Source organism: Flavihumibacter sp. CACIAM 22H1 (assembly GCF_001601815.1).
GTDB lineage: Bacteria > Bacteroidota > Bacteroidia > Chitinophagales > Chitinophagaceae > Flavihumibacter.
Window position 1 is genome coordinate 19,235 of sequence record NZ_LUKG01000040.1, and the last position, 15,998, is coordinate 35,232.

Here is a 15,998-nt window from a genome sequence, read left to right on the forward strand (position 1 = left end):
GTTAAAACCTGTTCTTTATCGAAACCGAGTTCTTTTGAAAAGAAAAAATCGACCTGTTTGTTAATAACAACCGCACCAATCAATACCACTGCCGCGGTTACAAACTGTATGCCCACCAGTGATTTTCTGATAAAATGATGTTGATTAATGCTATTGAGTTGTTTTTTGAGGCTGTTGGTTACGGGTATATCCGATAAATAGAAGGCCGGGTAAATACCTGCTACACACCCGATCGCTGGTACCAGTAGGCTTATCAGTAGCCATGCGCCCGTTGTTAATGCCTGTAAAGAGGGCATTGGTTTGCCAACCATGGCAGAAAAACTGTTTTTCAACAAAGCATAGCCGACCAGGGCAAACAGGAGAGCGATTGTTACCAGCAGAACAGATTCCAGTAAAAACTGTTTTACAAGTTGCCAGCGGTTACTTCCCATAACATGTCGCAGACCCACTTCTTTTAACCGGTTATTAGACCTGCTGATCGTAAGGTTTATGAAATTGATCAGCGCCATGATCAGAATAAACAGTCCTATCATTCCCAATATCCAGTTGGTTCGCCGTACTACCTGGTTATTGGCAGATTGGTAATAATCAGTGAGGGGCAGGAGGTAGGCTTCCAGGTTTTCAGCAATTGCTGCAGGCGCATGGGTCCGTATCAATTGATTCATGGCTGCTTCTACAGTTTCGGGCTTAACGCCTTCTTTCAATTCAACATAAGATGGAATAAAGGGGTTGTCCCAGGACATATTTCTTCCAAAAAAATCCAGGCTTTCGGTACTTAGAAACAGGTCATTTTTGTTCGATTCATTCAATTGGGTCACTGAATTTCTGGTGGCTGTTTTTAGCACTCCGGTTACCTGGAACGGCTGTTTAACCCGGTTGAAGTTTTCGAGTTCAAGGCTCTCCTGGAGGACATCTGTACGTCCAAAATATTTCAGTGCTGCCTCTTCGGAAAGTACTACGGAGCTGGGCTGTTTAAAAGCGGTGGCGGCATTCCCCTGAAGTAACTCAAATCCGTACATGGTAAAGAAACTACTGTCGCCGATAGAAATGGATGATCGAAAATTTCGCTGGTTCACATGCGTAATTCCGGTGATACCATCGAACCTGAAATAGTTTTCTACCAGGTGAGGGTAAGTTTCTTTTAATGCTTTTGGAAGGGCCCCGATGCTGGTTAATTCAATGCCCAGGTTTTCTTTTTTCCAATGACTTTGAATAATGTATTGATTAGGCAGGTTACGAAGTTCTGTATTAACCCTGTTTTCCTGCCAGATATAAATTCCGATGAGTAAAGTAAAACAGAGACCGATACTTAAACCAAGGATATTGATACCGGCAAAAAGCGGGTTTTTGTAAATGGTTCTCCAGGCAATTTTGATATAAGTACGCAGCATAAAAATGGTATTATTCAGAGCGCAGGTTATTAATCGGGTTTTCTTTGGCTGCTTTAATGGTTCGGAAACTAATAGTGACCAGCGAAAGAAGTAGAAGAATACCGCCTGTCAGCGCAAACAGCCACCAACTTATTTCAGTACGGTAAGCATACTCTTCCAACCATTTATTCATAACAAAAACGGTAAGTGGACTCGCAATTAATAATGCAATGAATACCAGTTTCAAAAAATCTTTACTGAGCAGGTAAACCAGGTTGGCAATGGAAGCGCCTAATACTTTTCGGATACCAATTTCTTTGGTTCTGCTGTTGGTAGCATAGATTACCAGTCCTAACAGCCCTAATGCACTGATGAATATGCAAAGGCCGGCTGCCCATTTTAAAAGGCTAAGGGTATGTTGTTCGGTTTTATAGAGTTCAGCCACTGATTCATCAAAAAATTTATAACTGAATTCTTCTTCCGGATAAATTGAGCTGTAGGCTTTTTCTACCTGTTTCAATGTCGCCGGCCAATTGGCGGACTGCCCTTTACCGTTGGCTAATGCAAGATGTAAACTATAACAGTATTTGAGCTCGGAAGAATAGGCCAGCGGCTTTATGGACTCATGTGTACTTCTCGGATGAAAATCTTTTAGAACTCCTACAACAGGCTTAGGATTGCTTTGGTTCAGCAAGATGCCGATTGCTTGCTTCGGATCGTCAAATCCAAGCAGTTTGGCAAAAGTCTGATTAATCACATATTCCCTGGTAGTATCGTTGTTTCGTAAGGTTCTGCCAGCCACCAACTGCATGCCGTACAGGTCAAAATAAGCACTGTCTGCACGCTTCACTTCAATCATGGTTGTTTTTTTTGCTCCGTTTACCAGGAAATCCATATCGGTGGTGGAAGTGGAACCGGATGCGGGTGCATCATTAGCCAGACTCACTTTTACGATACCCGGTAATTGACTGAGTTCTTGTTGCAGTATAAAACGCCGGTTATCTTCTTTATCAGAGAAAAAATCCCAGGGAAGAGAAAAATGCACGATAGCCTCTTTTTTGAAACCAAGCTCTTTGTTTAAGGAAAAATAAATTTGCTTGCCTACGATAAATGTTGCCAGTAGAAAAAAGCAGGCAATTCCGAACTGTGCAATTGTGAGAGATTTTCTTAACCAGGCCTTACCCGCATGTCCTCCTGAAAATTTAATGGTTTGTTTAAGAACGGCAACGGGTTGTAAGCGGGACAGGAGTATTGCAGGATAATACCCGGCCAGGAACGAAAGCGCCAGCACCATCAATCCTAAAAAAAGAAGTACATGGGGTTGTAACAGTTCAAGTACCGACAGCGATTTGGGTATAAATTCATCGAAGCTTTCCAATAACCAGGGGGTAAGCAGGATCGATAACAATGCTGCGGAAAGGGTTATTAAAAAAGTTTCTGCCAGAAATTGTTTCTGAATTTGAAATTTGTTGCTTCCCAGTGTTTTTCGGATGCCGATTTCTTTTGCCCGATCGCTGGCCTGGGCGGTACTTAGGTTTATGTAATTGATTGCGCCCAGCACAAGCAGAAAGCCGGCGATGGCCAATAGGCCTGCTTCCTGTTTCCGGTTTGCTTTCCGGTTGCCATAAGCTTCGAACTGGGTATTGTAATGAATGGAGGTGATCGGCTGCAATAGCTGTGTAATGGCGTCCTTCGGTTCTTCTTTTAAATTATTCCTGTATTTATCACGAAGCAGCACCAGTTGCTTTTCTACTTTTTGGGGCAACTCATTTTTAGCCAGTTTAAGGAATAACTGCGAGCTTGAATTGATACTCCCCCATTGTTCGGTTGAATATTGCCTTTTAAGGTCGGTAACAAATATAGTCGGCAACGATATAAACTCTTTGAAAGTTAGATCGGTATAGGGGTTCAGTTCCTTAACGATTCCGGAAATGCTGCACCGGATGGAATCACTGTAAATTATTTCTTTTCCTATTAGTTGGTGATAAGGGATTCCTGGAAAATAAAGGGCGGCCCTGCTTTCCGTAAGAACTGTTTGGAATGGCTGTTTCAGGTTTTTTTCTTTTGAACCGGCTAGCCATTGATAGGAAAACAACGAGAAATACATCGAATCAGCATAGACAATGTCTTTTTGTTTTTTTATCGTAATCGGGTCGGAACCGGCAACTGGTATGCGGATGGATTGTTCATTTGCCAGCAGAAACTGGGTGGCCAATTCGACTTGCGGCAGGTCATTGCGGACAGCAGTGGCAGTGGGGAAGGGTACACCTGAGTTATCAATTTCAAGATCTGTAAAACTAATATGGCTAACCATCCGGTAAAGCCGGTCTTTATCGGGATGAAATTGTTCAAATTTAGCATCATACTGTACCAGGAGATAAATTACAAGTGCTGCACTGATTCCGATGGCCAGACCAACAACATTTATGGCGTTGAATACTTTCCGTTTCCAGATATTCCGAATTGCTATGATTAAATAATTCTGAATCATTCTACTGGTATTATTCTGTTCTTAGAGATAGGGCAGGGTTCCGAAGGCTTGCTTTAATGGTTTGATAGCTGATGGTTATCAGGCCAATCAATACAATAAGTACAAAAGGAATAACAAATACAAACCAGCTCAGGCTGGTTTGAAAAGCAAAGCTTTGCAACCATTTTTTCCCCGCTATAAAAGCCAACGGAACAGCTAGTACAAAGGAAAGAGCAACCATTAGTCCCAGCTCTTTGTAAAATAGGAAAATGATTTGTTGTACGGAGGCTCCTAATACTTTACGGATACCTATTTCTTTTGTTCGTTGAATGGTAAGGTAGGAGGCGAGTCCGAAAAGCCCCATGCAGGCCACAAAAATGGCTAAGAACGTAAAGATGCTGAAGATAAGTGCAAATTGATTATCTGCTTTATACTGTGCATCAAAATGGGCATCCAGGAAAAAATATTCCAATTGATTGCCGGGAAAATAACTTTTCCATTTTTGTTCAATAGCGGATAGGGTAGATTTCAGATCCTGGGTTTGTAACCGTATGGACATATATCCCCTGGTATCGGGTCTTAGTACAAGAATTAATGGCTCAAAATTCGACTGAAGGGATTGTTGGTGGAAATCTGCCACTACGCCGTCTATCCGCATCGTATCTCCCCAGAAGAAGATTTGTTTGCCGATGGCATCCTTCGGGTTGTTGAATCCTAATTGTTTGATGCCCGTTTGGTTGAACAATACTGGTTTACCGGAACTCCCTCTTTCCTGCGAAAAAGAATTTCCTGCAATTAATTGGAGCCCGTACAGGGTAGGGTAATCATAATCCATTGAAATGATTCGGTATTGATTCTGTTTGGATTCTGGTTCGGTAATTAACCGGATTCCGCCCGCATTCTGGTTCACCGGTTCACCGGGGATGGAGTTAGAAACGGCAATGCCTCTAACGGCCGGTAATTTGGATAATTCCTGTTTAAAACTGGATTGTGCAATTGCATAAATACTGTCACGTACAACCATGGGCCTTTTAAGCACCAGCGTTTGTTCGATATTCAGCCCAATTTCCTGGCTTTTCATAAAACTGATCTGCTTCTGTACGATTACGGTTCCGATCAACAAAAAAAGCGAAGCAGAAAACTGGAAGACTACCAGTCCTTTTCTTAAAAGTATACCCTGGGAACTGCCTGACATTTTTCCTTTGAGTACTTTGATGGGCTTAAAACCGGATAAAACCAGTGCTGGATAGATACCCGAAAGCAAACTGCCGGCTACAAACAGAAAACCTAAAACGATCCAAAACACCGGAAAGTTTAATTCGGAGAAGGAGAGTTGCTGGTTGGTGCTATAGTTAAAAACAGGCAGGAACAATAAAATAAGGAGGAAGGCAATTCCGATCGACAAGGCATTCATCAGGGCTGACTCCAGCAGGAATTGCTGGATAAGGTCAGCACGATTGGAACCAACGACTTTTCGGATACCCACTTCTTTGGCCCGGTTGATAGACCTTGCTGTGGCAAGGTTGATATAGTTGATCCAGGCAATGACGATTATAAAAAGAGAAATACCCAATAATAAATATACTGTTTTGCTGTTTCCAGTTGGACGGGCTTCGCCAATTCGATTAGAGTTAAGGTGTATTTGACTGATTGGTTGTAGAAGATAGGTAACTGAGGCATTAAAGGATTTCAGCTCTTTTCCGACTGCAGCATCCACCACACCAGGAAATTTTTTCTCAAGCAATGCAGCATTTGTTCCTGGTTTTAGTTGTAGATAAGTAATACAACCATCCCATAACCAAGCAGTTTCCGGGTTATTTTCATAAGCAGCCTGGATTTGCAAAAATGACTGGTACGATAACAAAAGATCCGAACCCATATGACTGTTCGCGGGAAAATCTTCAAATACCCCGGTAACCTTATACTGGTGATTTTTATTAACCTGTATAGATTCACCAATAGGATTTTTATTGCCAAATATTTTTTGAGCCAGCGTTGCCGATAGGGCAGCGGTAAATGGTTCTTTTAAAACAGTTGTTTTATTTCCTTTGAGCAGAGGATAGGAAAAAACGTTGAAAAAATCTTCTGAAACAAAATAGGGTAATTCTATTTTGATTGGGTTGTCTGAATTGGTAATAACCAGCGAATTTTCTTCCGGAACAATTTTTACATAGGCTTGTATTTCAGGGAAGGCTTCTTTAAAACTGTTTCCTACCGCAAAAGCGCCGGATGCCCACTGTGTACTTAGTTTGCCATTATCGTACCGATCCTGGTTTACCCGGTAGATAGATTCCCTGTTTTCGATCATGTCTTCATAACTCAGCTCATAGGCCACATACTGCAGAATCAGCAGGCAGGCTGCAATTCCGATAGATAATCCTAAAATATTGATAGCGGCATACCCTTTATGCCGAATAATATTCCGGTAGGCCAGTTTCAAATAGTTTTTAAACATAGTTTCTGTGTTATGATTTTTACCAGTTGTGTGGCACCCTTCCCGCAAGGGTTAGTCGGTTTTTAATGCTTTAATGGGATTAGACAGCGCTGTTTTGATTGTTTGTATACTGATCGTTGCTACGGCAATAAATAAGGCAACCAATACCGCTGCGGGTAGTAACCACCAGGGAATAGAAATTTTATAAGCAAAATTTGTTAACCAGTTTTGCATGGCCCACCAGGCAATGGGGCAGGCTATCAATCCGGCTACCAGCACCAGCTTTACAAAGTCCAACGATAATAAACGGGTGATGTCTGCCACGGAGGCCCCCAAGACTTTGCGGATTCCTATTTCTCTGGTTCTTGCCCGTATGGAATAGGTAGTAAGGCCAAATAAGCCCAGGCAGGCAATCAGGATAGCCCATACAGAGGCGGTGGTAAATAAAGCGCCGTACTTTGCTTCTGTGAGGTATTGGCGGTTAAATTGTTCATCTGCAAAAAAGTATTCAAACGGGTTGTTGGGAAAACTTTCTTTGAATAAGGTTTCTACTCTTGCCATTTGCTGTTTTACGTCACCGGGTCCCAAGCGGATAGAATAATAAACATTGTTGATTTGCGGATAAAATATTATCGGGTCAATGGCATTTTGTAAGCCGGTATGGTGATAGTTTTTAACTACTCCTAGAATCTGCAAACTACGTTCGTCCCAGGTAATTCTGGTGGATACCGCCTCTTCGGGTGATTTAAACCCGAGTTCTGTAATAGCCCTTTCATTCAGCAGTACTTTATCATTCTGGTTCCATTCTACAGCTGCTTCGGCAGGCGTAAAATTTCTTCCTGCAACTAATTGAATGGAATAGGTTGGTAGATAGCGGTGATCAACTATGGCAAAAGCAAAGGATTTTTGTTCAACCCCTTTAACAGAACCAGGCTGAGAAAAACCTGCTGTGCGAAAATTATAATAGGATCCGGGAATTGAGCCGGTAAGGGAAAATTGCTTTACCTGTGGATTGGCTTCCAACCCCGATACAAAGGCGGATTGACGATTGGCATAACTACTGTCTTTTCCTACAGAAGGACCTCTTACAACCAGGAGTTTATCAATGGATATGCCGAGTGAACTATCCTGCATGAATTGCAGCTGGCGATAAATAATAAAAGTAGATAACACCAATCCGATGGATATCGCAAATTGTGCTACCACCAGGTATTTTCGGATGCCGGATGATTTGCCCGTTCCGGTAGCCTTGTTTTTTAGTACGGCAAGGGGCTGGTACCTGGTTATAACCAATGCGGTGTACCAGCCGGAAAAAAAGGCGCCGCAGAACAGTATAGCTATCCCTGCCAGGGTTATGCTGTTCCATTGAATGGAAGAGAGTGCCAGTTCCTGTTGGATAAGCTGATTGAAAACCGGTTGCAAAAGCACTACCAGTAACAACGCTAAAGAACATCCCAGCAGGTTCATTAGTAAAGATTCTGTCAGGTACAATTGTATCAGCGAAGCCCGGCTGGCCCCGATAATTTTTCGTATGCCTATTTCACTGGCCCGTTTCAATGCCTGTGCTGTGGAAAGATTTACGTAATTAAACCAGGCCATGAACACTATCAGCATGGCTACCAGCCCAAGTACATACACATATTTTAAATTTCCGAAACTTGGAAACGGATCACTTAGTGATTGCGGCAAATGCATTGCTGCCATTTTTTGCAAATGCAGTTCTACACCATCCTGCTCCGGAATTTTAGTATGCCGCAGTTGATTCATCTGATTTTCCAGTGGTGACAACGCCGTACCCGGCGCCAATTTTACCATGGTTTGGATATATTGTGAAGATAGATTGTTGATAGACGCCCAATCATTGTCTTTCACATACGATGGAATGGCCAATGTAGAGAGTGAAAACACCATATCATACCGGATATCCGAATTGGGAAGGGTTTCAAATACGCCCACTACGCGGAAAGCACCCTCTCCAAACTGGTTGTACAAAAGCACGGATTGTCCGATGGGGTTTGTAGCTCCGAAGTATTTTTCAGCGGTTAATTTGGAGAGGAAAACAGTGAAAGGCTGGTCAAAGTCGGAGGCGTTACCGGCCAGTACCGGGAAACTGAAGAAACGAAAGAAATTTCCATCTGCATAGCCAATACCTGTTTCCCGGAAAGGGTCTGCCTCGGGCGTATTGATTTTTACAACACCTTGTGCAATACCAGATTCATACCGGCAAAAATCCTGGACCTGCGCAAACTTTTCTTTAATAAGCGGCCCCATACCGGGTTCCATTTCCGGCCAGGAATTTCCATCCGCACTGGTATATACCAGGCGGTGTAGCTGACCCAGGTTTTGGTGAAAACCATTATAGCTTTTTTCCATGCTGATAAACTGTAGTATCAGCAAAAAGGCAGCTGTTCCCAGGCCTATACCTGCAATATTCAGGAGGCTGTATGCTTTATTCCTGGTTATATTCCTGAATGCCAGTATAATGTTATTACGCATCATGGTGTTTATTCGGTTTTAAGGCTGGTGACAGGGTTTGCAAGGGCTGCCCGAACGGCTTTATATCCTACAGTAGCCCAGGCAATTAAAATACTGGTAAGGATGGCGAGGGCGAAAATCCACCATCCTATGGTGATTTTAAACACAAAATTCTGTAGCCAGGAACTCATCAGATACCAGGCTATTGGCGCGGCCAGTGCAAATGCAACCAGGATCAGGATAGTAAACTCCTTTGAAAAAAGCAATACAATATTTCCGACAGATGCACCCAGCACTTTGCGGATACCTACTTCTTTTGTTTTCTGAATTGCCATAAAAGAGATAAGCCCATATAAGCCGAGGCTAGAAATAATGATGGCCAGGATAGCAAATACTTTATAGAGCCGGCTCAACCGTTCTTCCTGCTGATAAAAATCATTAATGGCTTCATCCAGGAAACTTGCACTAAAAGCATATTCCGGATAATGAGTATTCCAAAGCTGCTCAATTTTTGCCAGTGCTTTACCCGGATTATTGGTCTGTAGTTTAATATTTGTCTGACTCATGTAGGTACTGGCCCTGTTTCTGGTACGAAAGATAATGGTAGGTTTTACGGTTTCTCTTAAGGAATTATTTTTGAAATCTTTTACCACCCCCACAATAGGCAGCCAATCCTGTGCACCCAGTCTGATTGTTTTACCGACGGCTTCTTCGGGATTTTTCATGCCCAGTTTTTTAGACATGGTTTCATTAATAACCACTTTTTGAACGGAGTCGGCATCTTTGTAAAATGCACCTGCCAGCAACCTGAGTCCAAAAGTTTCAGCATAGGCTTCATCGGCCATTTTAATATGGGCATCAAAGGGCTGGTCTTCTGTTTTGTGATCAAATGCAAAATTGGAGGTCCAGTTATTGTCGCTGGACGGCGCGTCGAACGAAAAAGAAACCTGTTGTACTTCCGGAAGTTTTTTTAGTTCAGCACGGAAAGCAGCCTGGCGTGCAATGGTGGTACTGTCGCTGTTGCCGGTAAGCAGCAGCGTTGCCTCTTTATTGAATCCGAGATCTGCATTGCGGATGAAACTCATTTGTGTAATGGCAATAATGGTGGCAATTACTAATAACTGGGAGAAAGAAAACTGTAATACCACAAGAATTCTTCGAAGTGATAAACCCGCAAAGGAACTGTTATTGATTTTATTTTTGATGGCGGCAATTGGTTTGAAATTACTTAATACAAACGCAGGATAGAAGCCTGATAACAAACTGGTCAGTAAAATTACCAGGGTTAAAAAAAGCATGCTTCCGGAGTTCACCAGATCCAGTTTGTTCTGGATATCTGTTATGTATTTCAGGTAGGGCAGGGCTATCCATGCAAGCAGTACGGCAAAAAAGGAGGAGAACAGTACCAGTAAAAATGTCTCTGTAATTAGTTGTGTTCTGAGTTGGGCACGGGTACCTCCAATTACTTTTCTGATACCAATTTCTTTACTTCTTTTGGTGGCCAGCGCCGTGGAAAGGTTCACAAAATTGATACAGGCCATTAAAAGGATTAATACGCCAATCAGCCATAAAGTACGCAGCGAGGCTTTGCTGGTAACATGCGTTCCGTTGTTTCCAAACCGGGTATCAAAATGTATTTCCGTAAGAGGATTCAGCGAATGAAAAATTTTTCCTGCGGCCTCGGGGCGATAATATTTTTTTACGAAGGCACCTAAACGGGCATTGATTTGTTCCGGACCTGTACCTGCGGGAAGTAAGGCATAAACCTGGTGGTTGGAAGTTGAAAGACCCCATCCGTCAATTTCTTTATCAAATCCCCATACACCCGGATTCGATAAAAATGTTTGGTAAGAGGGAACGATCTGGAAATTGAAATCAGTATTACCCGGGGGATCCTTAAATACGGCAGCTACCTGTAACCGGATCTGGTTATCAAATAATAGGGATCTTCCCATTGCTTGCTGAACGGATCCAAAATATTTTTCAGCTTTGGATCTCGAAAGGGCAACCATCCCAGGCTGGGAAAGTACGTCCGGTTTACCGGCAATCCAGTTTACATCAAAGAATTGGTCGAATACCGATTCACTAAAGAAAATACCATTTTCTTCAATGAATTTTTGATTCGTGGAGTTGTTTTCCTGATCCAGCACGGTTATTTGCGAGCCATTGGACACAAAAAACTCCGTAAAAGTTACCTGGGGGAAATCATTGCTCAGGGCTTTTTTTGCCGGGAAAGCAATGCCGGAATAGAATTCTTCATTGCCATCTTTCACTTCTTTTTTAACTACCTGGAAAACCCTGCTGACATTGCTATGGTATTGGTCGTAACTTTTTTCATGCTGTAAAACGAGGAATATTACAAGGCAGGCAGCAAGTGCTATAGCCAGGCCGGTTATATTGAGCAGGGAATGTGTTCCATATCTTCGGATATTTCTAAGGGCGATGGTGAAATAATTCTTAATCATAACTATGATTTATTCTGATTTCAAACTTTTAACAGGGTTGGAAAGGGCCGCTTTAATGGCCTGGATACTGGTGGTTAGAACTGCAATAAGCATACTTAACAGGCCGGTTGATAAAAATACCCAACCATCAATGCTGGTTTTGTAAGCATAAGTTTGCAGCCATTTATTCATGAGGAACCAGGCTACCGGACTTGCTATAATAAATGATATCAGCACCAGCTTTAGAAAATCTTTCGATAACAACGTACTGATAGAGGCTACGGAAGCGCCTAATACCTTACGGATACCGATTTCTTTAAACCGGGTAGCAGCCATATAGGTTGCTAGTCCAAACAAACCCATGCAGGAGATAAAGATGGTTAACCCGGCAAATAAGGCTGCCAGCGAACCCATCTTTCCTTCTTCTTCGAATTTGGCGGCGTAGGCCTGATCTACAAACGTGTAGTCAAACGGATAACTGGGGTTGAATTTTTTGAATATTGTTTCTGCTTTTTTAAGGTTTGCACTTACTGTATTGGCCGGGTTAAGCCTGAAATGAATTACATTAAACCATCCTTTTGCTCCCTGGATAAACATAGGTTCTGTTTTGGCAAAGGGAGAATGCATAATAAAATCCTTAAAAACTCCAATTACGGTCCATTCACGACCATTATCCTGGATAACCTGACCGATTGGGTCTTTAAAACCCATTGCTGTTACCGCTGATTCATTTAGCAGCATGGCCATTGAGTCTGTCGGATAAACTGCCAGATCCATATCCCGGCCTTTTACCAGTTCCAGGCCGGCTGTTGTAATAAATTGCTGATCTGCGCAGAAGCGGTCGAATAAGGTTCGGTCATTGGGTTGTTTGCCTTTCCAGCTGATTCCCCAGGTATTACTCCAGCCTTCTGTGAGCGGAGCGCTGGTTTTTGTAACTGAAGTAGCAGTTCCAGAAGATAACAATTCGTTTTTGATGAGGTCATAATTCTTCTCGGTAGAGCCGGTCATAAAATAATAAACCAGTTGGTCTTTATTATAACCGTTGTTGCGGTTACGTGCATGTGATAGCTGTTTATTAATTACCAGCGTACTTATAATCAGAATTATGGCAAAGGTGAATTGTAGTACCACCAGTATTTTTCTGGGATTGATGGCAGCCTGCGCTTTTTTGAAACTTCCTTTCAAAACTTTGGTAGGTTGAAACCCCGACAAAAAAAATGCAGGATAACTGCCGGCAATAAGACCGGTTACTATAATAAAGCCCAGCCATAAGCTCCAGGCCGATATGCTGGAATAATTCAGGTGAACAATTTTGCCGGTAAAGCTATTGAAGGCCGGCAGCGTAAGTTGCACAATCAGGATGGAAAGTAAGCCGGCAAAAAATGCGATCAGTATCGACTCTCCCAGGAATTGCCCCATCAAATTATGCCGCATTGCACCAATTACTTTCCGAATACCCACTTCCTTGGCCCGCTGTTCGCTTTTAGCTGTACTAAGGTTCATGAAATTGATACAGGCTATCAACAGGATGATGGCGCCTACGATGCTGAATATTCTTATGTATTCAATTAACCCGCCTTCTTCTACACCATCTGTGAAATTCGAATAAAGGCGCCAGCGTTCAATCGGATAGAGGAAAAAGCCGCCTTTCGGATCGTCGCGGTCGTATTTTTTGCGAAAATCAACTAGTTTAGCATTGGCATTTTCTACGCGGGTTCCCGGTTTAAGAAGTGCATAGGTACGGGTTGAATTATTTCCCCAATAGTCATCATCTCCACCCATTTTTCGCATAAAAGCCCAGGGTACCAGACAATCAAATTTAAAACGGGAATTATTCGGGGCATCCTGCACCACGGCAGTAACTGTTAATTGATAGGTTTCGTTCAGTTCAATAATTTGTCCTATTGGATTATTGTTGCCGAATAGTTTTTCGGCAGTTGTTGCACTCAACACGACCCCCGTAGGATGCATCAATGCTGTGGCGGAATCTCCTTTAAGAACGGGAAAACTGAATACCTGGAGAAAGGTTGAATCCACCACCGAGGCATTCATCATGATGGTCTTATCGCCGTATTTGGTGAGATAAGCATCTGACCAGTTCACTCTTGTAGTGGTTTCAATTTCCGGAATATCGGATTGCAGGGCTTTCGCCAGAATTTTAGGGGTGGTATTCCAACAGGACACCTTGCCATTAAAATTGCCTTTATTCCAGGCTTCATAAATCCTGTCTTTTTTTGCATGAAACCGGTCATAGCTGATTTCGTGTGCTATCCAAAGAAAAATCAGGATGGCAGAAGCCATGCCAACTGCCAGTCCAAGTATGTTAATAGCGGAAAAGGCTTTATTTTTTCCAAGATTTCGAAAGGCGATTTTAAAATAATTGAACAGCATAGAATCAATTTATTCGGAACGTAAACTTTTTATCGGATTGGTAATGGCGGCTTTTAGTGCCTGACCACCTACCGTTAACAGGGCAATAAGAACCGCAATGCCACCAGCCACCAGAAAAATCCACCAGCCAATGGAGGTTTTGAAGGCAAAATTTTCAAGCCATTTATGCATGGCATACCAGGCTATCGGAAATGCAATCAGCGCTGCTATACCCACCAGTTTTATAAAGTCAAGGGTAAGCAGGCGCATTATACTTTGCACAGATGCACCCAGTACTTTACGTACCCCAATTTCTTTAGTTCTCTGCTCAGCCATGAAGGCAGCAAGGCCGAATAAACCCAAACAGGCAATCAGTATCGTTAAAATGGCAAAACTGATGGCTAGTTGGCCTACCCTGTTTTCCGCGTCATACATGTTTGAAAAGGATTCATCTAAAAAGCTGTATTCAAACGGCATTTGCGGTGCCATTTTATTCCAGGTTTTTTCGATGTGAGTAAGCAGTGGCTGAATACTGGCCGTACTAACTTTAAATGCCATGGCATAATCAGCTGGCTCCATCCAGAAAATAAGCGGTCCGATTTCCTGTTTCAAAGATTCAAAATGAAAGTTTTTAACCACACCTATAATGGTGTAAGCAGTGGTGTTTCCTTCATCATTTCCGGCATATAGTTTTTGACCAATCGGGTTTTCGGTGCCCATTAAGGCAGCCACGGTTTCATTTATGATGATGGCAGAGGAGTCTGTTCTGAATTCTTTGGAGAAATTTCTGCCATATTTCATTTCCATCCCTAATAGTGGAATATAGTTTTCGTCTATTCCCCAAACCTGGGAGTTTAAACCTGAGCTGGAGGTTACAGCCGCCAGGGTAGAGAAGGTGCGATCGTTTCTGGAACTTCCGGCTACGGGAAGAAAACCGCTATTGGTACTTCCCGCTACACCTGATAGTTTCAGAATTTCATTTCTAAACCCTTCCTTTTGAGCCCCCAATGCAAAAGTGTTATTGATAACAAGCACCTGGTCTTTATTGAAGCCGATGTTCCGGGTTTGTATGTAGTTCAACTGGCGATAGATGACAAGTGTTCCCACAATCAGCACGATGGAGGTCACAAACTGAATTACTACCAATGTGCTTCTGAGACCGCCTTTTGTGTGTCCGGTGCTGAATTTTGATTTTAGCACCTGTAAGGGCTGAAAAGAGGATAAGAAAAAAGCGGGGTAAATTCCGGCAATCATTCCTACCAGGAGGGGAAGCAGGCATAACAGGACTATAAAAAATGGGTTAAACAGGTGATTTAACTCAAATTCTTTTCCGGAAATCTGGTTGAAAATGGGTAGCAATAAAGCGGCGGCAATAAGGGCCAGCAAAATGGCCATATAGGCGAGAAGGATGGATTCTGTCAGAAATTGTTTTACCAGCGCTGTTTTTTCCGATCCCAATACCTTCCGGATACCAACTTCCCGCGCCCTGTTTGCTGACCTGGCAGTTGAGAGGTTCATAAAATTGATACATGCGATCAGCAAAATGAAAATGGCTATCGCAGAAAAAATATATACATATTGTATGTTTCCATTTACCGCAAGTTCAGGAAACCGATTGGAGTATAAATGAATGGCTGTTAGCGGAATTAGGCTATAACGAATTTTGTTGCCGGCTTTTTCGAATTCTTCCAGGCTGGTTATGCTCATCACCTGTTTGGCGGCAGGTAAAACATGGCGTACTATGTAATCCTGCAGCTTTCCTTCCATTACAGCGGGGTTGGTGCCCTGCTTCAACAGTAGGTAGGTTTGAAAATTATGGCTCAGTATCTGTCCGAATTTGTAGGGGGCTGTGTGCATCGAAAAAAGAAAATCGGGCCGGTAATGCGCTTGCCGGGGAATATCTTCAATAATTCCGGTGATCTTGTAAAGGGTTTTGCCAGCATCGTTGGTTTCTAAAGTTTTTCCCAGAACATTTACGGAGCCGAAATATTTGAGTGCCATTGACCGTGTAAGTACAACGGTGTTGGGTGCTGTAAGGGCTTTAGTTAAATCACCTGCAATTAATTTGGCGGAAAAGACTTTGAAATAAGACGAATCTACATGGGCCACCTTGTTTTCAGTAAGGAAACTGTTTCCTTTTTTTATGAGTTTGGCTCCTGCGCTGGTGTAAATCCTGGTATAGTCTTCCACCTCGGGATAGTCCTTTTTAAGGATTTCGCCCATCGGGTCAGCGGCTACCGACATTTTGAGTTCAGTTCCGCCCATTATAATATCGGTATTAATCCGGTAAATGTTAGCGGCTTTTTCGTTATGACGATCGTATCCCAGCTCATTGGTCACGTATAAGGCAATCAATAAGAAACAAGTAAGCCCGGCCGCCAGCCCTACTATGTTTAAAGTGGTGAAAAATTTATTTTTCAGCAGACTGCGATACG

At 42.7% G+C, this 15,998-nt stretch carries 7 protein-coding genes; all 7 read right to left on the minus strand.

Annotation, left to right across the window (positions count from 1 at the left end; translation table 11 throughout):
• The coding region (locus tag A1D16_RS12285; RefSeq protein WP_290709868.1) for an ABC transporter permease at nucleotides 1–1,391 on the minus strand (1,391 nt) is incomplete at its 3' end.
• Nucleotides 1,392–1,401: 10 nt separating this feature from the next.
• Nucleotides 1,402–3,861 (minus strand): ABC transporter permease, encoded by a 2,460-nt coding sequence (locus tag A1D16_RS12290; protein WP_290709870.1) that lies wholly within the window; start codon nucleotides 3,859–3,861, stop codon nucleotides 1,402–1,404.
• Between the two features lie 10 nt (nucleotides 3,862–3,871).
• Nucleotides 3,872–6,295 (minus strand): ABC transporter permease, encoded by a 2,424-nt coding sequence (locus A1D16_RS12295; protein ID WP_290709872.1) that lies wholly within the window; start codon nucleotides 6,293–6,295, stop codon nucleotides 3,872–3,874.
• Between the two features lie 51 nt (nucleotides 6,296–6,346).
• Nucleotides 6,347–8,773 carry an ABC transporter permease gene (locus tag A1D16_RS12300; RefSeq protein WP_290709874.1) on the minus strand — a complete coding sequence of 809 codons (2,427 nt, stop codon included), beginning with the start codon at nucleotides 8,771–8,773 and terminating at the stop codon, nucleotides 6,347–6,349.
• 5 nt (nucleotides 8,774–8,778) lie between these two features.
• On the minus strand, nucleotides 8,779–11,214 hold the full coding sequence (locus tag A1D16_RS12305) for an ABC transporter permease (protein WP_290709876.1): 2,436 nt from the start codon (nucleotides 11,212–11,214) through the stop codon (nucleotides 8,779–8,781).
• A gap of 9 nt (nucleotides 11,215–11,223) precedes the next feature.
• Nucleotides 11,224–13,584: an ABC transporter permease gene (locus tag A1D16_RS12310; RefSeq protein ID WP_290709878.1), complete on the minus strand. Its 2,361-nt coding sequence runs from the start codon at nucleotides 13,582–13,584 to the stop codon at nucleotides 11,224–11,226.
• Between the two features lie 9 nt (nucleotides 13,585–13,593).
• A partial coding sequence (locus A1D16_RS12315) for an ABC transporter permease (RefSeq protein ID WP_290709880.1) occupies nucleotides 13,594–15,998 on the minus strand: 2,405 nt, incomplete at its 5' end.